Source organism: Desulfurobacterium thermolithotrophum DSM 11699, assembly GCF_000191045.1.
In the GTDB taxonomy this organism is placed as follows: Bacteria; Aquificota; Aquificia; order Desulfurobacteriales; family Desulfurobacteriaceae; genus Desulfurobacterium; species Desulfurobacterium thermolithotrophum.
In genome coordinates this window covers 621,033-645,758 of sequence record NC_015185.1, presented here as the reverse complement: position 1 = coordinate 645,758, position 24,726 = coordinate 621,033, and the positions used below count along the sequence as shown (strand labels likewise).

Below are 24,726 nucleotides of genomic sequence, written 5' to 3'. Positions count from 1 at the left end.
GACTATGCGTGTGTGAAGAATAAGCGTTTTTACTTTGGTTTACTCCGTAATTTGTTATACTATATGTATGAGCAAAACAAATCTGAAATCCAACGTAAAGAGAGGTAGAACCTGCGTATATAACTGCAACTACCACATAGTTTTTTCAACCAAATACAGGAGAAAGGTATTAACTCCAAAGGTAGAGGAATATCTGAAAAAGGTGATTATAAAAACAGGGATAGAGAAAGGCTTTGAAGTAGCTATGATAGAAGTTGGAGAACAAGATCACGTTCACATATTTGTATCTGCACATCCCAAAATAGCACCTTCCTACATAGTGAAGATGATAAAGGGAATAAGTGCGAGAAAGTTGTTTTTGAAATTCCCCGAGCTTAAAAAGAGGTTGTGGAAAGGACACTTGTGGAATCCCTCTTACTACATAGAAACCATAGGCTCAATTTCTGAAGATGTGATACGCAAATACATAGAGAACCAAAAGAGGAAGTAGATGCTCTACGTTTACAGGTTCAGACTTTACCCTAAGAAAGGACAAGTAGAGTTTTTAAACCGTCAAATAGGTCATTGCAGGTTTGTTTACAACAAGCTTCTTGAAATAGCTAAAGAGTCTTATGAAAAAGAAGGAAAAAAGTGGAACTACTATGAATACAAGAGACTACTGCCAAAACTTAAAGAGGAATTTCCGTTTCTTAAAGAAGCTAACAGTCAATCGCTTCAAGAAGCCGTAAAGTGGCTTGATAGAGCGTTCAAGAACTTCTTTAAAGGACTTGCGAAATCTCCCAGATTCAAGAGTAAAAAGAGAGTAAACAGCGTATCAATTCCTCAGCATTTCCGTATAGAGGGAGACAAAATCAAAATACCAAAACTCAAAACACCGATAAAGTTCAAAAAGCACAGGGAGATAGAAGGAAAAATAAAGAGCATCTCAATAACCAAGTTACCTTCTGGAAAGTTCTACCTTAACGTCCTTGTTGACAGGGAAATAGAACCACTTCCAGAAACAGACAAAGTAGTAGCAATAGACGTAGGACTCAAGTCTTTTTGCACCCTCTCAACGGGAGAGAAGATAGAAAATCTAAGACACCTGTTAAAGACGGAAAAAAGACTTAAAAAGCTCCAGAGGAAGCTATCAGGGAAGATAAAGGGAAGCAACAAATACCTAAAACTGCAAAAGAAGATAGCAAAACTCCACGAAAAGATAACGAACCAGAGGAACGACTTTCTCCATAAGCTAAGCAAAAGGATAGTCGGCGATAACCAAGTCGTGATAGTGGAAGATTTAAACGTCAAAGGGCTACTTCAAAACGGCAACCTTTCAAAGCACATAGCTGACGCAAGCTGGAGGAAGTTCATCACCTATCTGGAGTATAAGGCGAAGCTCTACGGTAGGAAACTCATCAAGGTAAATCCATTCTATCCGTCGTCAAAACTTTGTTCTGTGTGTGGATATAAAAATGAGAATCTCAAGCTGTCTGATAGAAGATGGGTATGTCCTAACTGTGGAACTGAACACGATAGAGATTACAATGCTGCTCTAAACCTGCTAAGAGAAGGACTCAAATTACTCAAGGGGTCGCTCACCTTACGAGCGGTAGGGGTGGAACGCCCCGAACTTATGCCCGTGGAGAGTGCGAGTGCACTCGTTGAAGCGGGAAGCTCCTCATTTCAATGAGGAGTAGTTCACCTACGTTAAATTCTTTCAGAACTTAAACTTTGTTATATAATCCATTCTGCAAAGTTTTAGGTTTGAGGTAAGAAAATGGCAATCTCAAAGATTAATGATGTGAAAAAGGAAATTTTAAAGAAAATTGAAGAAGTTTCTTCTTTAGAAGAACTTGAGAAGTTGAGAGTAGAGTTTATAGGTAGAAAGGGAAAGGTAACAGAACTTTTAAAATCTATACCTACACTTCCACCTGAGGAAAGAAAGGAATTTGGAAAAGCGTGTAACATCCTAAAAGGAGAAATAGAATCTCTTATAAAAGAAAAGCAAAGCTATTTCAAGGAGATTGAAAAAAAGAAAAAGTTAGAAAAAGAAAAGATTGACGTTACCTTACCAGGAAGAAGAAAGCCTCTTGGCTCTTTACATGTAGTAACAAAGACATTGAAAGAAATAGTTAGTATTTTCACTAAAATGGGATTTTCGGTTGCAGAGGGTCCTGAAATAGAAACAGATTTTTACAACTTTGAAGCTTTAAATATTCCAAAGGGACATCCCGCAAGAGAGATGCAGGATACGTTTTACATTTCAGAAGACGTTGTTCTTAGAACTCATACCTCTCCTGTTCAAATAAGAGTAATGGAAAAACACCAACCTCCAATTCAAATAATTGCTCCTGGTAAGGTTTATAGGAAAGATGCCGATGTTACTCACACACCAATGTTTCACCAAGTTGAAGGTTTAATGGTTGACCAAAAGGTAACTTTTGCTGACCTAAAAGGAGTTTTAGAGCTTTTCTTAAAAGAAATTTTTGGTTCGAGCACTAAAGTTCGATTTAGACCGTCATACTTTCCATTTACAGAGCCAAGTGCTGAAGTTGATATTGGCTGCGTAATATGTGGTGGCAGCGGGTGCAAAGTTTGTAAGGGAACAGGATGGCTTGAAATCTTAGGATGCGGAATGGTTGATCCAGCAGTTTTTAAAGCAGTTGACATAAATCCTGATATTTATCAGGGGTTTGCCTTTGGTATGGGAGTAGAGAGAATAGCAATGCTCAAGTATGGAATTGATGACTTAAGACTCTTTTTCGAAAATGATCTTAGATTCTTAAGACAGTTTAGAGGTATGTAAAATGAGGATAACTTATAACTGGTTAAAAGAATTTATAAATATAGAAGATTTATCTGCGCAGGAAATAGCAAATATTCTCACAGATGTTGGAATCGAAGTTGATTCTGTTAGATATGCTGCAGAAAATCTTGAAAAGGTTGTTACAGGAAAGATTGTTGAGATAACCAAACATCCTAATGCAGATAAACTCAAAATCTGTCAAGTTGATGTCGGAAACGAAGTTCTTCAAATAGTTACTGGAGCTGACAACGTTTTTGAAGGAGCTGTTGTTCCCGTTGCTCTCCATGGCTCAAAACTTCCAATTGGAGTGAGAATAAAGAGAAGTAAACTCAGAGGTGTTGTTTCAAATGGAATGTTATGTTCAGAGGAAGAATTAGGGTTAACAGATTCTTCTTCTTCTGGAATAATGATTCTTCCTGATAATGTTGAAATTGGAAAAGATGTTAAAGAAGTCTTGAGTCTAGATGATTGGATAATTGAGTATGAAATAACTACAAATAGACCTGATGCTCTTTCTATTCTTGGAATTGCAAGAGAGCTAAAAGCAGTTCTCAATAGACCCGTTAAATTACCACAAAATGATTTTAAAGAAGGAAACTTTGAAGCAAAAGAAGAAGCATCTTTATCAGTTCTTGATAGTGGGGCATGTCTAAGATACGATGGATTTATTCTTAAAGGAATAGAGAACAAGCCGTCTCCTTTGTTTATGCAAATAAGACTTTATCTTGTAGGTTTAAGACCAATAAATGCAGTAGTTGATGTTACTAACTATGTAATGTACGAGTTAGGACAACCTCTTCATGCTTTTGATCTTGAAAAACTTTCCGGAAGAGAAATTATCGTAAGAAGAGCTAAGGATGGAGAGACTATAGTAACACTTGATGGAGTTGAAAGAAAACTTACACAAGATGATCTTGTAATAGCAGATGCTGAAAAAGCAGTTGCTGTAGCTGGAGTAATGGGAGGAGAGGAAAGCGGTACTTCTTTGTCTACTAAAAATATTTTCTTAGAATCTGCACACTTTGAGCCAATGACAATAAGGAAAACTTCTAAGAGATTATCTCTTTCTACTGACTCTTCTTATAGATTCGAAAGAGGAGCAGATATTGAAATTACGGAATTTGCAGCAAGAAGAGCTCTTCATCTCATTCAAAAATTCTGTGGTGGTAAAGTGGCTAAAGGAAAACTTTCTTTCTATCCAAAACCTTATACTCCAAAGGTAATTGTTTTTAATCCTGAAAAATCTACTAAAATACTTGGAGTTAATATACCTCCAAGGAAATCTTTTGAAATTCTTGCAAATCTTGGATTTACTGTAAAGAAAGAACAAAATTACATAGTTGTCAAAGTTCCTTCTTGGAGAAAGTACGACGTAGCAAGAGAAATTGATCTGATTGAAGAAATTGTAAGAATCTATGGAATGAAAAATGTTATAAGTACTTATCCTTTAATGCATACAGATGTTAATAAGAACCTTGAATACGATAAGTTAAATGAAGTAAAAGAATTTCTAACTGCTTTTTCTTTGAATGAAGCAATAAACTACAGTTTTATAGGAGAAAAGCTCTATAGATTCTTTGGACTTTCAGTTGAAAATCTTATTAAAATTTCTAACCCACTTTCTGAAGAGTGGGTTTACATGAGAGATAAAATATTTCCAAGCCTTGTTCAGAATGCTGTTTTAAACATTAATAGAAATGAAAAAGATGTTTTCCTTTTTGAGATTGCAAAGATCTTTGAAAATAAAGGAGAAAAGCTTCCTGAAGAACATCTCCATCTTGGAATTCTTCTTACAGGAAAGATTCCTGAAGGTATACTTAGTGAAAGAGAAGTAGATTTTTATGATTTAAAGGGAATAGTAGAAGGTTTACTTGAACTTCTAAAGCTTGAAGGAAAATTTGAATCTTTAGACAATGTAGAATATCTTCATCCCGGACAGAGTGCAAAAGTCATTGTAAATGAAAAAGAAATTGGTTTTATAGGAAAGCTTCATCCTGATGTTCTTGAAAGATTGGATATAAAACAAGATGTTTTTGTTGGAGAACTTTCCTTGGATAGACTTTTGGAATTTTCTAAGGAAAGAGAAATCTTCTTTAAACAAATTCCAAAATTCCCTCCAGTAACAAGGGATATTGCAGTTTTAGTAGATGCTGACATGCCTGTTGGAAAACTTGAAGAAGTTATAAAAAGTTCTGCTAAGTATCTTGAAAAGTTGAAACTTTTTGACCTTTACAAAGGAAAGGGAATTCCTGAAGGTAAAAAGAGTGTTGCATTTTCATTAGTCTTTAGATCAAAAGAAAAAACCTTGTCAGACGAGGAAGTAAATAAGATATTGAATGGTATAATAAAAGCACTTGAAAAATTTGGAGCTACACTTAGGGCATAAGAGGAAGATTGTGAGCTTACCTGAAACTGTAGAAGTTGTTATATGTGGTAGAAAATTTAACATAAAAACAGATAAAGACCCCGAATATGTCAAGTCCCTTGCTCAAAAATTGGAGTCCATAGTTGAGAAGATAAGAGCAGGCAACAGCAAGGTAACTTTTGATAAAGCCTTGATTGTTGCCTCTTTTTACATACTTGATGAAAACGAGTCTTTAAGAAAACGGATTCAAGATCTCAGTACAGAAAATAAGAAACTTGAGGAAGGAGCTAAAATACTTAAGAAATTAGCTCCCTGATCTTCCCTTATGCCCCTTGTATTAAAGGGGTTTGAAGTTGAAAAGTCTTCTAAGAGAAGAAATAAAGAAAAAACGTCTTTTGTTACCAGAAAATGAAGTCAAAGCGAAAAGTATCAAGATAGTAAAAAAGCTCTGGGAAATTATTCCTAAGGAAGCAGAAATCTTCATGTTTTATGCTCCTTTTAAAAAGGAAGTAGATCTTTTACCATTTGCAAGAAAGCTTCTTTCTATTGGGAAGCGTGTAGTGTTTCCGCGAGTTTCTGAGAAAGACATAATTCCTCTAGAAATTTTTTCTTTAAAGGATTTATCTCCTGGATACCTATCAATTCTCGAGCCTCCCTTAGAGTATTCTCGGGTTATAAAGAAAATTGATGTTGTGTTCGTTCCAGGAATAGTTTTTGATTTACACTGTTTTCGGATAGGGTATGGAGGAGGATTCTACGATAGATTCCTTGCCAAACAGAAGGTAAGAACTAAAATTGGTATTTGCTTTGATTTTCAGATTGTGGAAAGGGTACCTCACGATCCTTTTGACATCCCGATGGATGTTGTAGTTTCAGAAAAAAGAGAGATAAGGAGGAATGAATGGAGCTAATACTTGTTGCGATACTAGCAATTCTTACAGGACTTACTGTTGGTTATATAGTTGGAACAAAGAAAAGTCATATTGAAACTGAAAAGATAGAAAAGAAGATAAAAGAAGAAGCTAAGGAAGACGCACAGAAAATTCTTGAAAAAGCAAAGGAAGAAGCTTCAGAGTTAAAAGAAAAGGCAGAAAACCTTTTAAGGGAAGCTAAGGAAAAGTTTGAAGAGATGAAAAAGGAAGCTTTCCTTCGTGCTAAGGAAGAGATTCTCAAAGAAAAAGAGAAATTAGAAGAAGAACTAAAAGAGAAGAAAAGAGAGCTCTCTGAGTTAGAAAAAAGACTTCTTCGAAGGGAAGAATATTTAGATAAAAGAGAATCAACTCTTGATAAAAGAGAAAATAACCTTGATAGGAGAGCAGACTTTCTTGATAAGTTAGAAAAAGAGTTAGAAGAAAAAAAGGCTGAAGTTGAAAGGCTTGAAGCAGAACTTCTTGAAAAAGATATGAAAATAACGCAGCTCATAGAAGAAGAACTTAGGAAACTCGAAGAAATTGCTGGAATGAGTCAAGAAGAAGCTCAAGAAGAGCTAATGAGGCGTATGGAAGAAGAAATAAGAAAAGATCTTGCTATTCGTTATAAACAAATAGAAGAAGAGTTCGAGCAAACAGTAGAAAAAAAGGCTAAGAGAATACTTGCAACTACTATACAGAGACTTGCTACTGACCAAGTAGCTGAAACAACAATAGCTGTTGTTGATCTTCCAAACAATGAGATGAAAGGAAGAATTATTGGTAGAGAGGGTAGAAACATTAGAGCTTTTGAACTTGCCACAGGAGTGGATCTCATAATTGATGACACTCCTGAAGCTGTTACGATTTCATCTTTTGATCCTATAAGAAGAGAGGTTGCGAGAATTGCTCTTGAAAGATTGGTTGCAGATGGAAGAATTCATCCAGCAAGAATAGAGGAAGTTGTCGAAAAAGTTAGAGAGGAAATAGATCAAGAAATACTAAATGCTGCTGACGAAGTTCTCTTTGAACTTGGAATTGATAATGTCCACCCAGAACTCAAAAAACTTCTTGGAAAACTTAAATACAGAACAAGTTATGGTCAAAATGTCCTTCAACATGTGAAAGAAGTTGCTTATCTTGCAGGTATGATGGCTGCAGAAATAGGAGCTGATGTTCAGCTTGCAAAACGTGCAGGACTTTTCCATGACATAGGGAAAGCAGTAACGCACGAAGTAGAAGGCTCTCATGCTCTTATAGGAGCAGATATTCTTAAGAAATATGGAGAACCAGAAGCAGTAATAAATGCTGCTGCTGCTCATCATGGAGAAGCAGAATTTACAACTGTTGAATCAGTTCTTGCTGCAGTAGGAGATGCTTTAAGTGCCGCAAGACCTGGAGCAAGGAGAGAAAGTTTAGAAGCTTACATTAGAAGAATTGAAAAGCTTGAAAGTATTGCAGAATCTTTCCCTGGTGTGATGAAGGCGTTTGCTATCCAAGCTGGTAGAGAAGTAAGAATAATGGTTGAGCCAGATAGAATTACTGATGAAGAAGCTGCTTTTCTTGCTCATCAGATATCAAAGAAAATAGAGGAAGAAGTTCAATATCCTGGACAAATAAAAATTACTGTAATAAGAGAAACGAGAGCTGTCGATTATGCAAAATAATCAGCGTAATGTAGGGTAAGGACAAGATGGCTACAGATAACAAAAAGTTTCTAATCGTAGGAACAGCAGGGCACATAGATCACGGAAAAACCTCTCTTATAAAGGCACTTACTGGTATAGATACTGATCGCTGGGAAGAAGAGAAAAAAAGAGGAATGACTATAGATTTAGGATTTGCAAATCTTCAACTTCCAAGTGGAATTTTTGTGGGGATTGTTGATGTTCCTGGACATGAAAAGTTCATAAAAAATATGCTTGCTGGAGCTCACGGTATAGATTTCGTTCTCTTCGTAATTGCGGCAGATGAAGGAATTATGCCGCAAACAGAAGAACATCTTACTGTATGTCAAATGCTTGGAACAAAGAAAGGAATTATTGTCCTTACAAAGAAGGACTTGGTTGATGAGGAATGGTTGGAGCTTGTAAAAGAAGAGCTTAAAGAATATTTTGAAGGAACTTTTTTGGAAAATGCACCTATTGTCCCCGTTTCTTCAAAAACTGGAGAAGGAATAGACAAACTTATTTCAGAAATTGACAAATTAGCTAGGGAAACTTCTCCTAAGATTAAAAAAGGTATTTTAAGACTTCCAGTTGATAGATCTTTCACTGTAAAAGGTTTTGGAACTGTTATAACTGGAACTCTCATATCAGGAAAAGTTTCTGTTGGAGATAACGTTGAAATACTTCCACAAAAAAAACAAGTAAAAGTTAGAGGTGTTCAAGTTCACGGTAAAAGCGTAAGTGAAGCTTTTGCAGGACAGAGAACAGCCCTTAATCTTTCTGACGTTTCAAAGGAAGAGGTCGAAAGAGGAAATGTAATAGCTACTCCATCTTTTTTAAGACCAACCGATAAAGTGGATGTAGAGTTAATTCTTTCAAAAAATGCAGATGTGATTATTCAGTCAGGGCATAAAGTTCACTTTCATCATCTTACAAAAGACGTAGAGGGAGAAGTTTATTTAATAGATAAAGAAGAACTTCTTCCAGGCGATAAATGTTTTGCACAGATAAGATTAAAAGAAGAAATCATTCCTGTTTTTGAGGATAGATTTGTCATCAGAAACTATTCTCCAGCAAGAGTTATTGGTGGAGGAGAAATTCTTAATCCTCTCCCTGAAAGAAAATTTAGAAAAAGATTTAAGAAAGAATGGCTTGAAGATCTAAAAATTTTCAAAGGAAAAGAAAAAGAGAAAATCCTTTGCTATTATGTTGAAAAGTTTCCAGGTAAATTTTCTAAAAAAGATTTTGTTCAGTTAATAAACCTTTCTCCAGATGAAGTTGAGAAACTTATTGAGGATGTGATTTCAAAGAAAAGCTTGTTGTCTTTCGGAGGTAAGCTTTATTCAACAAAGTATGTTGAGGAATTAAAAGAGAAAGTTACATCCACTATCGAAAAATACCACAGAGAATATCCAATTTCAGAAGGAATGAATAAGGAGTCCTTAAGAACGAGCTTGAAAATTCCTACTGAGTTACTTTCACAGGTTATCAAAGAACTTGTAGAAATGAAAAAATTTGAAGATGCTGAAGGAATTGTAAAAATTTCAGGTTTTGTTCCTAAAGCAGAAGGAACTCGTTTTGAGAAAATCATAGAAAAGGTAGAAAATACACTTAAATCCTTTAATTTTGCTCCACCTGATTTAAAGGAATTGCTTTCAAACTTATCTATACAGGAGGAAGATTTAAACCTCGTAGTAAACTACCTTGTAAACAGGAAAAATTATGAAAAGATAGGTGATTTCCTCTATCATCCAGAAAGCATGAAGAAAATAAGGGAAATACTCAAAAACCACTTTATGAAGAAGGAAAGTTTAAGTGTTGGAGAGTTTAAAGATTATTTAGGTATTTCAAGAAAGTATGCTATTCCTCTCTTAGAGTATTTTGATAGAACTGGTGAGCTTGTAAGAAAAGGAAACGAAAGGATTAAAGGGAATTTAAAGTAGATGGGAAATGTTATTTTAAACGTTATCCTACCTTTATATCTTCTCATATTTTCAGGATTTCTTATAGGAAAACTTAATCCTAAGCTAAAAACTGATACGATATCATTTATAGTTCTTTATCTTTTTGCTCCTGCCTTGATATTTACTTCCTTTAGAAATATAGAAATTTCCCTACATAACCTTTCTTGTATTACCTTTACAGCACTTGGGGTTTTCCTCGGAGTTTTCTTCTTATCCTTAATTGTAGAGACTTTCTTTCTAAAAAGAAAAAATGAAGCCTTTGAAATTTCCTCTACAGTTATGAATGCTGGTTACTTAGGAATTCCTTTGATATATCTAATGTTTGGAGACAATGGAATTCCTTATGCAATAACTTTTATGGTTGTCATGGCAGTTCTTCACTTTACATTAGGAATATTTATTCTCCAAAGAGAGAACCTAAAGGAAGGTTTAGTATCTGTTTTGAAAATTCCTCTTATTTATGCAGTCATCTTTGCATTCTTTACAAAAGACGTTTTCATACCTCAAGGTATTGAAAAAGTAATCAAGCTTGCTGGAGATGCTACTCTTCCTCTTATGCTGGTTTCAATAGGTATAAGCCTATCAAGAATAAAACCTTCAGAAATTGCTTTCAGTTTTTGGGGAACTGTTTTAAGATTTTTAGGTGGTTTTTTTACTGCTGTTTTATTTACAGCTTTATTTAACTGTCCAGACTTAATCAAAAAGGTATTGATAGTTCAATCTTCTTTGCCATCTGCAATTTTAAATTACGTTTTGTGTGAAAGATTTAACAAATCTCCAGAAGTAGCTGCATCTATCATTTTTGTTTCAACACTACTTTTTCCTATATGGTTAATAATTTTGGGAATCTTTGTTTGATTGTTGAAGTTGACTATAATTAACATTCACTTTTTAAACCAAGATTTTTATTCTGCGGAGGAGCCATGAAGATAGGAACTCCCCTTTCTCACAATTCTACGCAAGTACTTCTTCTTGGAAGCGGTGAACTTGGAAAAGAATTTGCTCTAGAGGCTTTAAGACTTGGAATAGAGGTTATAGCTGTTGATAATTATCAATTTGCTCCAGCACAGCAAGTAGCGCAGAGGTTTTATGTTATAGATATGAAAGACGGCAGCCAAATAAAGAATATAGTTTATAGAGAGAAACCTGATTTTATAGTTCCGGAAATTGAGGCAATTGATACTGATGTTCTTTTAGAACTTGAAGAGGAAGGCTTTAATGTTGTTCCTTGTGCAAAGGCTGTAAAGTACACAATGGATAGAATAGGAATAAGAAGATTAGCAGCAGAGGAACTTGGACTAAAAACTTCAAAATATCGCTTTGCCTCGGATTTGGAAAGTTATAAGAAAGCTGTTAAAGAAATAGGTCTTCCTGTTGTTGTAAAACCGGTTATGAGTTCTTCAGGAAAAGGACAAAGTATAGTTAGAAAAGAAGAGGAAATAGATGAAGCATTTTTCTATGCTCAAAGAAATGCAAGAGGTAAAGGTAATGCTGTTATTATTGAAGAGTTTATAGATTTTGATTTTGAAATTACGCTTTTAACTGTTAGAACTAAGGAACAGGGAACTCTTTTCTGTGAACCAATTGGTCATGTCCAAGTTGATGGAGATTATCAAGAAAGTTGGCAACCTCAACCTATGACAGAAACAGCTCTTAAGAGAGCAAAAGAAATGGCAAAAGCCATTACCGACGCTCTTGGAGGTTACGGCATATTTGGCTGCGAATTTTTTGTAAAGGAAGATGAAGTTTGGTTTAGTGAGGTTTCTCCTCGCCCTCATGATACTGGAATGGTAACGATGATTACTCAAAACATGAGCGAATTTGAAATTCACTTAAGAGCAATTTTAGGACTTCCTATGGATATAAAACTAATATCACCAGGAGCTTCTCACTGTTTTCATGCCAAAGGTTTTGGAGTTGCTCCAAGATATGAAGGAATTGAAAAAGCTCTATCAATTCCAGATACAACGGTAAAAATTTTTGGTAAACCTACTACAAGGCCAAGAAGGAGAATGGGAATAACCTTGGCTACTGCTGATACTGTTGATGAAGCAAGAAAGAAAGCTAAGGAAGCAGCACTAAAAATAAAGGTCATTGAAAGTTAAAAAGTTATTTCTCTTTTACTTTAACTTTTTTTATTCTCTTTTTTTCTACATCTTCAACTATTATTTCGGCCGTTTCAAGGTCTATTTTTTCCCTTTTTTTAGGAAATCTTCCAAGTTTTGAGAGTATAAGACCAGCAACTGTAACATAATCAGGACTTTTAGGAAGAGGTTTTTTAAGTAGTTTGTTTAATTCCTCTATTTCCACAGAACCATCAGCTAGGATTTCATTTCCTTTCTTAGTAATTGAAAGTTTAGACTTATCAAATTCATCTTCTATTCTTCCAACAATTTCTTCAAGTATGTCTTCAAGAGTTAAAATTCCAAGAGTTGAACCATACTCATCAACAACAATTGCCATTTGATCGCTGGATTTCCTAAATTCTTTAAGTGCATCAAATATACTCATGTATTCTGGAAATACGAGAATTGGTCTCATGAGTTCCTTTACAGATATTTCTCCACTTTCTGTATTAAGAAGATCTCCTATAGAAATGTAACCAACTATATCATCAAATCTCTTTCTATAAACAGGAAGTTTTGAGAAACCAGACTTTTCTAAAAGACTTAAGGCACTTTTTACAGGTGCATTTTCATTTACCGCAACAACATTTAAGAGAGGAACGTAAATATCTCCAACTGTTTTTTCTCTAAGCTTTAAGATATTTTTAAGAATATTTCTTTCCGTTTTTTCTACTGGAAATCTTGAGGAGCTCTCCACAAGAAGCTGAAGTTCCTCTTTTGTTACAAATGGATTTTGCTCGGATTCAGCTCCAACTAACTTTGCAAATGTTTTTGCAAAAGTTATAACAACAAAAGAGATAGGTTTAAAAAGATAATAAAAGAGATAAATTGGATAGACAATCTTAAAGGCTATTTGGTGGGAGTACTTTTGAAACAGGCTTTTAGGAATTAGTTCTCCAAACGTCAAAGTTATCGGAGTAAATGTCAAAACAGTAACAATTTCTGGATAAGCAGACAATTGGGGAAATACTTTAATAATATCTCCAAGTATCAAAGTTGCATAAATTGTTGAACCTGTAACAGTAGAAAGATTGGTACCTATTAAGGTTGTTGTAAGTAGTTTTTCAGGTTCAGAAAGAAGCTTGTTCAAAAGCTTTGCAGCCTTATCTCCCTTCTGCAATCTTTTTTTAAGTTCTACTTTTGGAAGAGAAACTATTGCTATTTCGCTTCCTGAAAAGAAACCTTCAGAAAGAACACATAAAAGTATTAAAAAAAGAGCCCAACCTTCCATTACTTTTCTTTCTCCACAATAACTGATGTAATTCTATTTCCTTCCATTTCATCAACTGTAAACTTGTAACCCTTATAGGTAATAGATTCTCCTTTTATCGGGATTCTTTTTGTAAGAGCCATGATAAGTCCAGCTACAGTATCAACCTCTTCCAATACTGGATCTTCTTCTAAGTTAAGTAGCTCTTTTATTTCTTCGATGGAAGTATCACCTGAAATTAGATATTTATTTTCAGAAATCTTTTTTATCTCTTCTGTTATTTTCTTCTCATCCGGTATTTCTCCAACAATCTCTGTTAAAATATCATCAAGAGTCACCAAACCAGCTGTATTTCCATACTCATCAATAACTATAGCCATGTGTTTTTTTGATCTTTGCATTTCTTCAAGAAGTCTATCAAGAGTGAGAAATTCTGTTACAAAGTAAGGTTTATCAATAAAATGACTTACTGGTTTTTCAAGATCTTCAGGATTTAATCTCAAAGGCAAAATTTTCCTTGTGTATAAAACTCCAACGATTTCATCAAGAGAGTTATCATAAATAGGTATCCGTGAAAACTTTGTTTTCTTTATCTTTTCAATTGCTTCTTTTACAGGTGTATCTTTTTGAATGGCAAAAATTTTATGTTTAGGAACCATTATTTCCTTTACGTCTGTTTCTCCAAGGTCAAGAGTTCTATCTATTAGCTCTTTTTCTTCAGTTGCTATAGTTCCCTCTTCTGCTCCTTCAGAAACTAAGATCATGAACTCTTCATCTGTTAAAACTTTAGGTTTATTAAAGAGCTCTATCCCAAAAGGTTTTAACAAGATAGAAGCAAATTTAACAAAAATCAACCTAAAAGGAGCTATTAGTATACTGACTAGCTTTATAAAGCTTAAAATAAAAAAGGCATATCTTTCACTATACTTGATTGCAAGAGTTTTAGGAGTTACCTCACCAAAAATAAGTAAAATTACGACGGTAATGGGTACGGATAAAGTTGCTCCTAACTCTTTGCCAAGGAGTTTTACAAAGAGTGTTGCAGATGTAGCAGCTATTGCTATGTTTACCATTTCGTTACCAACAAGAATTGTAGCAATAAGATTTGCAGGATTTTGAAGAAACTTTAAGATTTCTTCCGCTTTTCTGTTTCCTTCCCTTGCAAGTCGTTCAAGTCTTAAGGTATTAAGAGAAAAGAAAGCGGTCTCTGAAGCTGAAAAGAGACCGGAAAGAAGAACAAGAATGGGCAAAGCTATATAATAAATGGTTAAATTATCTGATTCCATTTTAGTTACTTTCCCTGTGGAGCATTCTATTTATAATAAAGTTTTGAATAGCTGTAATTATATTGTTCGTTAACCAGTAGAGAACTAAACCTGCTGGAAAACTTGCAAACATAAAAGTAAAAACAACCGCCATTATCATGAATATTTTTTCCTGTTGAGGATTAGTAGTTGGTGTTAATTTCTGCTGAAGAATCATTGAAGCACCCATTAAAATAGGCATAATGAAGGTGGAATCAGGCATTGAAAGATCAGGAACCCAAAGGAAAGAAGCTCCTTTTAGTTCGACTGCATTGAGAAAAATCTCATATAAAGCAAAGAAAATAGGTATTTGAAGAAGTATTGGAAGACATCCACCCATTGGATTTACACCAGCTTCTTTGTATAGCTTCATCATTTCTTCATTGAGTTTCTGTGGATTGTCTTTATACTTGTTTTTTATCTCTTCAAGCTTTGGAGCTAATTCCTGCATCTTTTTCATAGATTCAAAGCTTTTATGAGTGAGTGGATGAAGGATTATCTTTATTAAAATTGTAAGAACTATAATAACCAATCCCCAATTTGGAATAAATTGATGAAGAAATAGAAAGAACTTAAGGAATGGCTTTGCAAGAAATCCAAAGATTCCAAAATCTATTGCTTTATCCATTCCTAAACTTTCGAGCTGATTTAACTCTTTTGGACCACCGTAGAAAATACCACTTCCTATGAATCCCTTTATAACTGTATGGCTGTTAATATTTTCTATAGAAACAGGAAAATCTGTATCTTTTATTGCCATCAGGAAGTATTTATCCTCTTCCCCTGCCCACTTTACATTTTTAAAACTAATGGGAGTCTTTATTTCCTGTGGTTCCAGCCTTTCGATTCCTTTCTCTGTTTCAACAACAGGACCAATATGTCCCATTCTTGAGGTATGAGCTTCATTTACCCTAATATCTGGTCCAATAAGAGTTATTAACTTTTCTCCTTTGAGCTCTGTCTTAACGTCTATTCTGTAAGAATCAGGATAGAAAGTTAGCTCTTTAACAAACTTCCTACCGTCTTGGAGACTTCCTTCTAACTTTAGAATAACTGCTTTATCTTTTACTAGAACCTTTTTCATAGATGGAGTAAGAGAAATATTGGCAAGTTCTTTTGATAGCTTTTCATCAGTTGATATTGTCATTAATGGAAATATTCCCATCTTTTTTGAAAATTCAGAAACAAGCTGAGCATTATATTTTTTTACCGTTAGCGATAAAAGTTTACCGTTTACAGTCGAAATTTCAGCAGAATAAAGAGGAGTTTTTACTTTAACAACTTTTCCTATTTCTCTAGATTCAGGTATATCTACTTTCACAACATGTTCTTGTTTTAAAGCTTCCTTAACATTTTTTCTTTCTTCATTCTTTCCAAAGAAAAATTGAAACCCTAAAACTAAAATAAACGCTAGCAAAGCTGCTTGAACTATTGAAAGTAGCTTGTTCTTTTCCATCTTCCGTCTCCTATGGGTAATCTATTCCACCTTTTGAAAAAGGATTGCACCTTAAAATTCTGTAAATTGCTTTTATACCACCTTTTAAAAGTCCATACTTTTCAATTGCCATAACTGCATAGTTAGAGCAAGTAGGATAGTACCTGCAACTTGCAGGTAAAAAAGGTGAAAAAAACTTCTGATAACCTCTTATAAGTAAGATTACTAATGAGTTTATCTTTCTCACTCTTCCCTCAGAATATCTGCTTTCTTTGCAAGCTTTAAAAAATCACTTTCAACATCATGGTACTTTTTTCCCAAAATTCCTTTCCTTGCAATAAAGATAATATCAACTGGTTTAAGCTTGTGCTTATTTAATCTGAAAACTTCCCTCATTAATCTCTTGGCTCTGTTTCTATCTACTGCTCTTTTTGAAATTTTCTTTGAAGCTATAAAACCAGCTCTTGGATAATCAACATTATTTGACACAAAGTAAAAAGCCACGGTGACACCACCGAGGCTTTTTCCGGAATCGAAAACTCTTTTAAAATCAGATTGTTTTCTTAGCCTTTCGTGTTTTTTGAACGTGAAATTTATCTTCTTCTCCACTCGTCACTTACCGTAAGTTTCTTACGTCCCTTCTTTCTTCTTCTTCTGAGAATTTCTCTTCCGCTTTTTGTTTTCATTCTTGCTCTAAATCCATGAACTCTTTTACCGTGAAGCCTACTTGGCTGATATGTCCTTTTTGTTGACAATTTACACCTCCTTTAATCTTAGCGTAATTGATACGTGGAATTATAATCCAGAGGAAGGATTTGTCAAAAGAGTGTTCGAGTTCAATACATGGTGGACACCTTGATGACTTCTAATATAGTCCTCAAACTTCTCAGCGGGAGTCTTGTAATTTAAAGAGTGATGGGGTCTAAGAAAGTTGTAAATCTTTAAATACTCAAAAAGTTTTTTATTCATCTCATCAACAGTCGGTTCTGTTCCTTCTATCATCCATAGTTCACTTTCTGTCGTTTGAATAAACCTTTCTACATGCGCATTAGTCTTGGGAGATTTCGGATAACTAAAGTAGTGTTCTATCCCTTTTCTTTTAAGATATTCGTCTAACTCCCCTAAAAATTCGCTCCCGTTATCCGTTTGAACTTTCTCTATCTTGAAGGGAAGAAATTTTTCAAGTTCTTCAAAAAACCTTCTTCCGCTCCTGCTGCTTTTTGTAGAATAAACCTTGGCAAATGCTATTCGGGTGAACTTGTCTATTGCCGTGAACTGGTAAAAGGTTTTACCGCACCAGTAGAGGTATTTAACGTCCATGAGGATTGTTCCTGGTTTGTCTGCTCTTAGTCCTTTTCTGGTGCGGTTCTTTTTCCCTTTCTGTTTCTTCCTCTTGTAGGTACTTTTTAGTTTCCAGGTTCTTTCTATTAGTCCGTGTCTTTTGAGAACCCTGTAAACTGTAGAGGATGATATTTTTACATTTAGGTATCTTTCCATGAAGGCTGCTATCTTTTCTTTGCTCCAGGTTGGGAATTTTTCCCTTATTGTGACGATGATGTGTTCTATTTCAGGTTCTGTTTGTGGTTGTCTTACTTTATGAGGTCTTTTGTTTCTGTCTTGGAGTCCTTCTATCCCGTACTTGTCGTATCTTTTTTTCCACTTGTAGAAGGTTGTTGGACTGATGCCAAAGTATCTGCATGTTTTTCTGGCGTTGCCTGTTTTGTGGTAATACTCTATCCATTTGAGTCTCCTTTTAACATTTCTGTCTTTTGTTAGGTCAAGCTTCTTTTTTACTCTTCTTCCTTCTTTCAGGGTTTCTTTGAATGCTGTATTTGTGCTTGATATATGGAGGGATGTTCCTTTGAATCTTTTCAATTGTTTCATCGGTGGACACCTCCTTGTGGTATTCAAAGGTTATTGTAGGGTGTCCACCTTCTATCTGAACTTCAACAAAGAGATAAAATAAATTTGAATCCTAACTTCCTATCTTTTTTGTAGAGCTCTATAGTCTTTTGAAGATCTTCTTTTCTAACTTTAAGCTTTTTTAAGAACTCTTCGTTTTTAATCAAGTGGTATCCAATAAACTGCAAAAGATTTCTTGGTGATCTTGAAAACTTAGCGCTTTCAAAGTCAATAATTCTACACTTCTTTCCATCAAAAATGAGATGTTTTTCTCCTTTAATTTCAGAGTGTTTAATAAAAACTTCGTCAAGAAGATAACAACTTTTTAAAGTCTCCTTGATAACAAAGTAAGGATTAAAGTTATTCATAGCAAATTTAAAAGTTTTTCCTTCTATAAACTCCATAACTATAAATTCTGAATTGTGTAGAAAAGGAGTAGGAGCAGGATTTTCCTCTTTTAATTTGTCTGAAAGATACTTAAGAATTTCATATTCCCTTTTCAAAAAATTTTCTTTCTGTACATCAGAACGTGAAACTTTCACCGCAACAGTCTTTTCTTTGTAAATACCTTTGAAAACAACACCTCTATACCCTTTAGATATAAAAGATACAAGCTCTATGTTCTTTTCCTTTAAAAGTTTTAAAAGCTCTTTTACCCTTTCTTCTCTTCCAGCAGGATAGTCTAAGTATCTATAAAATTGTGAAGTCTGGGATACCATACTTTTCCTTTAAACATTTTTTTATTAAAGCTTTCTTCGTAAGCTGAAGTACTTTTTTATGCCAATAAATATTATAAGGAGCTAGTAATTTTTCTGCATATTTTCTACATTCTTTTCTAAAAGGTGAATTTTTATAGAGAAAACTATAAAAAGTTTTTTCAAAATTTATAAGTTCCTCTTCCAATTCCTTAATATCTTCAATTTTTTTCAATTCTTTTAATTTTTCAAGAAGAGAAAAATCTTCTACTCCTATCTCAAGCAGTATAGACTGTAAAATTTTGTAAAGTTTTTCAAGCTTTGCATAGGGAATAACTTCTTTTCTTAGCGCTCCTAGGGCAAATTTAGCTTCATCTTGAGCATACTTTCTAAATTTTTTTACAACTAATTCATCAATATCTTTGAGAGAAAATCTCTTGGGAAGTTCTTCATCACTAAGTGCTAAAAGTACAAATCCAAGAGGTATATTTAATGAATACCATCTTCTAACTACGGATAAATCGTTAGAACCTGAAAAGAAAAACTTTCCTGGATACGCTTCTTCAAGTCCTATTTGAATTTCATCTATGTATTCGCTGAGACTCTTGTCTTTATCCATTGAGAAAACTCCTGATACATCTTCCGTATCTCCTTCTTGAGAAGTTCAATTCTATCACTGTAAAAGATATACTCTCCAAAAATTCTTTTTTCTGTTTCCGCCCATCTGATCTGCCTGTAAAGCTTTATTGCTTTCTTGAATTTCTTTTCCGTATCTCCAAGGAGAGAAAGAACTTCAAAAGTATTGCCTATCCTCTTTTTTATAAAGAGCTGATAGATATAACTGATAAACTCAAGGTCAACAACTCCTCCGCATGAATATTTTATGTCTTTTTGTCCTTTTCCGAGTTCTCTCTCAAGGACTTTTCTCATTTCAAAGATTTCATTAAGAGTTTCAAAATCTAGTGGCTTTTCAAAGAGAAACTTTTCAACAATTTTTTCTGTTTCTCCTTTTAGATTTCCATAAAGGAATCTAAACCTTGTGAAGGCAAGTCTTTCCCAAACTCTTGCTGTTGTTTCTGTATACTTTTTAAAGTAATTAATCGTAAAAACAAGCTCTCCCTTTTCTCCAAAAGGCCTTAACCTTGTATCAACTTCGTATCCAAGGGATTCAAGTCTCTTTATTATTTCGAGTGCTTTTTGATTATCCTTGGAAGGTAAGCTTGAAAAGAAAAGGAGGTCTATATCAGAACCGATGTTCATTTCTCTGCTACCGTGTTTTCCTACAGATGCAAGAGAGAAATCAGGTCTAACTTCAGTGTAGATAATGTCTAAAAGAAAATCAACAATAGCAGTTATTTCCTTTAAAAATTCTTCTATTTTCACTCTTCCAAGTCTCAATCTAAGTAAAGCTCTTATTTCAGATAAGTTTTTAACAAAACGAAGATTTTTAAACTCTTCAAAGTCCTTTTTTAGTCTTTCTACAGTAATAGGCTCCTCTATATACGTAGGATTGAACATCAGGTCTACAATTTCGGGAGTTTCTCTAAAACGTTTTATGAAAAATTCTTTCGTTGAAAGAAGATAGAAAAGGAGTTTCAAAGCGTGTATTTCTGAAAGAATAGAGAAAAAGAAAACTCTACCTTCTTCCTTTTCAAAAAAGGAAACAAGATTCTTCATAGTATTTTTTGAGCTTGGTACTTCAAAAAGAAGTTCTAAAAATCTATCTCCCATAACATCAAGTGTGTTAACCTCTTCAGGAGAAAGAGTTTTTAAGTTAAGAAGAACTTCTATAAAACGTTTAACTTCTAAAGGCTCTCTAAATCCCATTTTCTCAAGATCTTCAGCAGTAACAACTGAAAGTGGTTTCCTGTCACCTGTAGGGAAGAATTTATTAAAGTAAGCATTAACAGTTTTCATTATCTGATTTAGTTTTTTGAGAAAGGATTCTCTATCTTTAAATCCCATTTTTCTTGCTAATTCTTCTGCTTCTTCTCCTTCAGGATGAAAAGTTTGTGTCTGTCTAAAATTTGTTATCTGAAGCATGTGCTCAGCTTGTCTAAGAAACAAATAAGAACTCCTTAAATCAGAATACTCCTTTTCCGTTATAAATCCCCACTTTAAAAGCCTTTTAAGAGCAATGAGAGTATTCTGCGACCGAATCTGTGGATACTTACCGCCATAAATCAGCTGAAAAGCTTGAACAATGAATTCTATTTCTCTTATTCCTCCTTCCCCTAATTTAAGGTCTATTTTCTTTCCTTTTTTGTTTACTTTGCTCTTAATGAGCTCCTTTAGTCTTAAAACCTCTTCAATTAACGTTAAGTCAACGTACTTTCTGAAAATAAAAGTTTTTGCCAACTTAAGAAATTCTATTCCCGTTCTTTTTACATCACCAGCAGAAGGTCTTGCTTTAAGAAGTGCAAACCTTTCCCACGGACGAGCAACAGCAGTATAGTACTGTTCAAGAGCTTCTATATCATTACAGATAGGACCTAAGGTACCATTTGGACGAAGTCTGAGATCAATAACCATACATATACCTTCTTCTGTTTTCTTTGATAAAAGATCAGTAATGTAATTTGAAAGAAGAACAAAGTAATCGTGGTTTTGAAGTTTTCCGTAATTTCCTCCTGTAGTTTCTCCATACCTACTTTCATAAACGTAGAGAAGATCTATATCTGAAGAGTAATTAAGCTCAAAACCTCCAGCTTTTCCCATATCGATAACGATATAACCTGAAGAAGGTTTTCCATATCTTTTTTCCATTACACTTTCTGCAAACTTTAAAGTTGCTTTGATTATAGAATCATGAATAAGAGTCACATCTCTTACTAACTCTTCAAAATCAGCAAGTTTCAGAATGTCTCTTAAAACGACCCTTGCCATCTGAAAGTTTTTATAAATTCTAATTCTGTTCATGAATTGTTTTTCAGTTTCTCCTTCAATAGTTGGAACAAAAAAGTCAGAAGGGAAAAAACTTTTTTTGTAGATTGTTTTAAGTTTTTCAAGAAGTTTAATATGTTTTATTAAAAACTCTCCTAAAAATGAAGAATAGGAAAAGAGAATTACAATGTGAAAAAGAAACTCGTCAGCAAGAAATTCTGGAATCTGGTGCGATAACCTTTCTCTTAGCTTTTCTGTATAAATAAGAGCTCTCCTTTTATTTGGCAAACCTTCATAACCTTCAATAAAATCAAGCACTTTCTGCCATTCAGTTTCAAAAGTACTTCTACACTTATTCATTAGAAATTCCATCAGTTACTCCTTTTCTCTTCTATGGAAAGCCCCAGGTATTCCCATTTCCTCCCTGTACTTTGCAACCGTTCTTCTAGCTATTTTAATTCCCTCTTTCTTCAGGATTTCAGCTATTTTACTATCGCTCAAAGGTTTCTTTTTGTTTTCTGATTCAATTATCTCACGAATCCGACTTTTTATTTTGTCTATTGATTCTCTCGAAACACTTTTAGGGAAGAAAAATCTAAAAGGAAAGATACCGAAAGGAGTTTCAACAAACTTATCTTTTACAGCGCGACTCACAGTTGATTCATGAATTGAAAGCTTCTCAGAAACCTCTTGATAACTTAAAGGTTTAAGTGTTTTCCCATCATTTAAAAATTCTCTTTGAACTTTAAAAACCACTTCTCCAATTTTTTTTAAAGTCTCATTCCTTTGTTCAATTGCCTTTTTAAGAGCAAGAGCTCTTTGATACTTTTCGCTTATATATTTTTTTATTTCTCCTGTTGTAGCAAAGCGCAGATAACTATTGTTAATTCTTAAGTTAAATTGTCTAAAGAATAAAACTTTTACCACTAATTGTTCATTTTTTAGATAAACTCTTAAATCTGGAGTTATTATTGTATTTAATTCTCCTAAGTTTCCAGGTTCTGGATCAAGACGCTTTAAACATTCTATAAACTTTTGATACTCATCTTCTGTTAATCCTGTTGCTTTCATAAAACGCTGTTTTCCTTTTTTTAGTAATTCTAATTTTTCTACAGCTTTTATAAATTTCTTAGAAATTTGGAGCTCTTCCATTTGAACAGCAAATATTTCGCTTAAGGTGTAAGAAGCACATCCTACCGGTGAAAATCTTTTTACTTGTTCTCTTACCTTTTTTACTTTTTCAGCAGAAACAGATAATTTTCTTGCAATTTCCTCTTCAGAAACCGTTAAATATCCTTTCTGGTCAAGATTATCTACAATGTATAAAGCAATTTCAAATTCTTGAGGATTAAGCTCTAAACGTGCCTGTTCAAGGAGGATATCCCTTAAAGAAGGAGAAGTGGGAATGGTTAATGTCATTTCTTCTTTTGGCTCATACAGATAAATATTTCCATCTTCTATGATAAAGTCTGAAAAAATATCTTCATTTTTTTCATCTTTTTCTTTTGTCTCTTCTTCCATTTCAAGAAGAGGATTTTCCTCTAATTCATTAAGTACTACTTCTTCAAGTTTTAAAATTGGAAGTTGAAGAAGCTCTAAGTTGAGTAAAAGCCCTGGAGTAAGCTTAAGTTGAAGAGCTAATTTACCAATTTGTTTTAGTTCCTGATCCATTAATCTCCTATGATAGAATTTTTACTATGAAGATAAGATATGCTTTTATTTGTCTGGTGGTACTGATTTTTCTTGTAACCGGATGTGGAGTAGTTAGAACTTCTCCTTTTGGAGAAACTTCTTTAATTTTTATTCCTACATCTCAAGAAGTTGCCTTAGGAAGACAGTTAGCTAAAGAAATAGAAAAAAGAGAGAAACTATGTAAAGATCCTGTTATAAATGAATATGTTGCTTCTATTGGAAAAAAAATAGCAGCTGTTTGTGGTAGACGTGATATTACCTATAAGTATAAAGTTATTGAATCAGATGAATTAAATGCCTTTGCTCTTCCTGGTGGATGGATATATGTATATACAGGTTTATTAAAAGCTCTAAAGAATGAAGCACAGCTTGCTTTTGTTCTTGCACATGAAACAGGACATGTAGTTGGAAGACATGCAATAAGAAGACTTCAGTTAATTTACGGAATTAATTTTCTCCTTTCTTTAACTCTTGGTGGTAAAAATTTAGGTCCGGCAGAAAAGGAAGTTATTAAAGTTCTTTATTCCTTAGTGGTAAATGGTTATACGAGAAAGGAAGAGTTAGAGGCTGATGCTATGGGAGCTTACTATACAGGAAAAGCTGGCTGGAATCCAGTTGCTTCTGTTGAAACTATAAAGATTCTTGATTCTCTTATGAAGTTTAAACCCTCTGGAGTTACAGAGCTCTTTATGGATCATCCAACCAACCAAAAGAGAATAGTGAATTTAAACCGCTGGATATCCAATTTTCCAAGGGAGTGGCTTAAAAATCCTTTTTATGAAGATCGCTATAAAGATAATGTTCTTCGGAGGCTTAAGATTGAAAACTCTAAACATAGGAAAAGAGACAATTCTTCAAGAAGCAAAAGCTTTGAAAAATTTAGCAGAGCATCTTGATGAAAATTTTGAAAAAGCAATTGACATACTCTATAAGACTAAAGGTAGAGTTGTTCTTACTGGAATTGGCAAATCAGGATTAATCTGTAAGAAAATAGCAGCTACCCTTTCAAGCACAGGAACTCCTGCATTTTTTCTTCATCCAGCCGATGCTGCTCATGGTGATCTTGGCATGATTAAAGGAGATGATACTGTTATAGCTATTTCAAATAGTGGAGAAACTGCTGAACTTTTAAATATTATTCCAATAATAAAAAGTTTTGGAATTCCTATAATTGCAATAACAAATAATCCTGAATCGTCTCTTGCAAAACTTTCAGATGTAACACTTCTTCTTCATGTTAAAAAAGAAGCCTGTCCACTTGGCCTAGCACCTACAACTTCAACAACTACAACTTTAGCTTTAGGTGATGCTATTTCGGTAGCACTAATGAAACTAAAAAAGTTTAAAAGCGAAGATTTTGCAAGATTTCATCCTGGTGGAAAGTTAGGAATAAGATTAGCTAAGGTTAAGGATATTATGAGAAAAGGGGATTCCGTTCCAATAGTTTCTCCTGAAACTTCTTTAAAAGAAATCATTTATGAAATATCGTCAAAAAAACTTGGAGCTACATTAGTTGCAAAAAATGGAAGACTTATTGGAATAATCACTGACGGAGACTTAAGAAGGGCTTTTGAAAAACAAATTGATTTTAATATGAAAGCTTGTGAATTAATGACTAAAAATCCAAAAACAATTTCAGGAGAAGTTTTTGCTGAAAAAGCAATAGAGCTTATGGAAAAGTACAAAATTACTGTTCTTCCTGTTGTTAAAAACGATAAAAAAATCGTAGGAATTATTCACATGCACGACATCTTAGGAAGGAGAATAAGTTAATCCTTAAATTTTTG

General features: G+C 34.0%; 23 protein-coding genes. 12 read left to right on the top strand and 11 right to left on the bottom strand.

Going from position 1 to position 24,726, the window contains the following annotated elements; translation table 11 throughout:
* Positions 1 to 67: 67 nt before the first annotated feature.
* The 10 genes from tnpA to purT all read left to right on the top strand — a co-directional run bounded on the left by tnpA (position 68) and on the right by purT (position 11,797).
* Complete coding sequence (gene tnpA / locus DESTER_RS03275) at positions 68 to 490, top strand: IS200/IS605 family transposase (RefSeq protein WP_013638242.1); 423 nt, start codon at positions 68 to 70, stop codon at positions 488 to 490.
* Complete coding sequence (tnpB, locus tag DESTER_RS03270; RefSeq protein WP_013638241.1) at positions 491 to 1,672, top strand: IS200/IS605 family element RNA-guided endonuclease TnpB; 1,182 nt, start codon at positions 491 to 493, stop codon at positions 1,670 to 1,672.
* Between the two features lie 87 nt (positions 1,673 to 1,759).
* Positions 1,760 to 2,788 (top strand): phenylalanine--tRNA ligase subunit alpha, encoded by a 1,029-nt coding sequence (gene pheS, locus DESTER_RS03265; protein WP_013638240.1) that lies wholly within the window; start codon positions 1,760 to 1,762, stop codon positions 2,786 to 2,788.
* A gap of 1 nt (position 2,789) precedes the next feature.
* Positions 2,790 to 5,174, top strand: coding sequence for a phenylalanine--tRNA ligase subunit beta (gene pheT / locus DESTER_RS03260; RefSeq protein ID WP_013638239.1), 2,385 nt, complete (start codon positions 2,790 to 2,792; stop codon positions 5,172 to 5,174).
* Positions 5,175 to 5,184: 10 nt separating this feature from the next.
* On the top strand, positions 5,185 to 5,469 hold the full coding sequence (locus DESTER_RS03255) for a cell division protein ZapA (protein ID WP_013638238.1): 285 nt from the start codon (positions 5,185 to 5,187) through the stop codon (positions 5,467 to 5,469).
* A gap of 37 nt (positions 5,470 to 5,506) precedes the next feature.
* Positions 5,507 to 6,064, top strand: a complete 558-nt coding sequence (locus DESTER_RS03250) for a 5-formyltetrahydrofolate cyclo-ligase (RefSeq protein WP_013638237.1) — start codon at positions 5,507 to 5,509, stop codon at positions 6,062 to 6,064.
* On the top strand, positions 6,055 to 7,728 hold the full coding sequence (gene rny, locus DESTER_RS03245; protein WP_013638236.1) for a ribonuclease Y: 1,674 nt from the start codon (positions 6,055 to 6,057) through the stop codon (positions 7,726 to 7,728). Before DESTER_RS03250 ends, rny begins: the two co-directional genes overlap by 10 nt.
* 26 nt (positions 7,729 to 7,754) lie before the next feature.
* Positions 7,755 to 9,671, top strand: coding sequence for a selenocysteine-specific translation elongation factor (gene selB / locus DESTER_RS03240; RefSeq protein ID WP_013638235.1), 1,917 nt, complete (start codon positions 7,755 to 7,757; stop codon positions 9,669 to 9,671).
* Positions 9,672 to 10,550, top strand: a complete 879-nt coding sequence (locus DESTER_RS03235) for an AEC family transporter (RefSeq protein ID WP_013638234.1) — start codon at positions 9,672 to 9,674, stop codon at positions 10,548 to 10,550.
* Positions 10,551 to 10,615: 65 nt separating this feature from the next.
* Positions 10,616 to 11,797 (top strand): formate-dependent phosphoribosylglycinamide formyltransferase, encoded by a 1,182-nt coding sequence (gene purT, locus DESTER_RS03230; RefSeq protein WP_013638233.1) that lies wholly within the window; start codon positions 10,616 to 10,618, stop codon positions 11,795 to 11,797.
* Between the two features lie 4 nt (positions 11,798 to 11,801).
* Here the strand turns inward: purT and DESTER_RS03225 are convergent, their stop codons facing one another.
* The 11 genes from DESTER_RS03225 to rpoN form a co-directional block, all read right to left on the bottom strand.
* The gene (locus DESTER_RS03225; protein WP_013638232.1) at positions 11,802 to 13,049 is read right to left on the bottom strand and encodes a hemolysin family protein; all 1,248 of its coding nucleotides are present in this window, start codon (positions 13,047 to 13,049) and stop codon (positions 11,802 to 11,804) included.
* Positions 13,049 to 14,314, bottom strand: a complete 1,266-nt coding sequence (locus tag DESTER_RS03220) for a hemolysin family protein (protein WP_013638231.1) — start codon at positions 14,312 to 14,314, stop codon at positions 13,049 to 13,051. The genes DESTER_RS03225 and DESTER_RS03220 overlap by 1 nt, the downstream gene beginning before the upstream one ends.
* A 1-nt stretch (position 14,315) precedes the next feature.
* Positions 14,316 to 15,788 carry a membrane protein insertase YidC gene (gene yidC / locus DESTER_RS03215; RefSeq protein ID WP_013638230.1) on the bottom strand — a complete coding sequence of 491 codons (1,473 nt, stop codon included), beginning with the start codon at positions 15,786 to 15,788 and terminating at the stop codon, positions 14,316 to 14,318.
* A gap of 10 nt (positions 15,789 to 15,798) precedes the next feature.
* The gene (gene yidD, locus DESTER_RS03210; RefSeq protein WP_013638229.1) at positions 15,799 to 16,014 is read right to left on the bottom strand and encodes a membrane protein insertion efficiency factor YidD; all 216 of its coding nucleotides are present in this window, start codon (positions 16,012 to 16,014) and stop codon (positions 15,799 to 15,801) included.
* Positions 16,011 to 16,376, bottom strand: coding sequence for a ribonuclease P protein component (gene rnpA / locus DESTER_RS03205; protein ID WP_013638228.1), 366 nt, complete (start codon positions 16,374 to 16,376; stop codon positions 16,011 to 16,013). The genes yidD and rnpA overlap by 4 nt, the downstream gene beginning before the upstream one ends.
* A complete protein-coding gene (gene rpmH, locus DESTER_RS03200; RefSeq protein WP_013638227.1) occupies positions 16,361 to 16,522 on the bottom strand; it encodes a 50S ribosomal protein L34 in 162 nt (53 codons plus the stop codon). Before rpmH ends, rnpA begins: the two co-directional genes overlap by 16 nt.
* A 40-nt stretch (positions 16,523 to 16,562) precedes the next feature.
* Entirely contained in the window at positions 16,563 to 17,651 is a 1,089-nt protein-coding gene (locus DESTER_RS03195; protein WP_013638226.1) for an IS481 family transposase, read from the bottom strand.
* 62 nt (positions 17,652 to 17,713) lie between these two features.
* The gene (locus tag DESTER_RS03190; RefSeq protein ID WP_013638225.1) at positions 17,714 to 18,388 is read right to left on the bottom strand and encodes a tyrosine protein kinase; all 675 of its coding nucleotides are present in this window, start codon (positions 18,386 to 18,388) and stop codon (positions 17,714 to 17,716) included.
* Positions 18,360 to 18,983: a hypothetical protein gene (locus DESTER_RS08245; RefSeq protein ID WP_013638224.1), complete on the bottom strand. Its 624-nt coding sequence runs from the start codon at positions 18,981 to 18,983 to the stop codon at positions 18,360 to 18,362. Before DESTER_RS08245 ends, DESTER_RS03190 begins: the two co-directional genes overlap by 29 nt.
* Positions 18,950 to 21,619 (bottom strand): [protein-PII] uridylyltransferase family protein, encoded by a 2,670-nt coding sequence (locus DESTER_RS03180; protein WP_013638223.1) that lies wholly within the window; start codon positions 21,617 to 21,619, stop codon positions 18,950 to 18,952. Before DESTER_RS03180 ends, DESTER_RS08245 begins: the two co-directional genes overlap by 34 nt.
* Positions 21,620 to 21,622: 3 nt before the next feature.
* Positions 21,623 to 22,918 carry an RNA polymerase factor sigma-54 gene (gene rpoN / locus DESTER_RS03175; protein ID WP_013638222.1) on the bottom strand — a complete coding sequence of 432 codons (1,296 nt, stop codon included), beginning with the start codon at positions 22,916 to 22,918 and terminating at the stop codon, positions 21,623 to 21,625.
* 26 nt (positions 22,919 to 22,944) lie between these two features.
* Between rpoN and DESTER_RS03170 the strand changes: the two genes are divergently transcribed.
* Positions 22,945 to 23,835 (top strand): M48 family metallopeptidase, encoded by an 891-nt coding sequence (locus DESTER_RS03170; protein ID WP_013638221.1) that lies wholly within the window; start codon positions 22,945 to 22,947, stop codon positions 23,833 to 23,835.
* On the top strand, positions 23,759 to 24,712 hold the full coding sequence (locus DESTER_RS03165; protein WP_244829558.1) for a KpsF/GutQ family sugar-phosphate isomerase: 954 nt from the start codon (positions 23,759 to 23,761) through the stop codon (positions 24,710 to 24,712). The genes DESTER_RS03170 and DESTER_RS03165 overlap by 77 nt, the downstream gene beginning before the upstream one ends.
* The last annotated feature ends 14 nt before the right edge of the window (positions 24,713 to 24,726 follow it).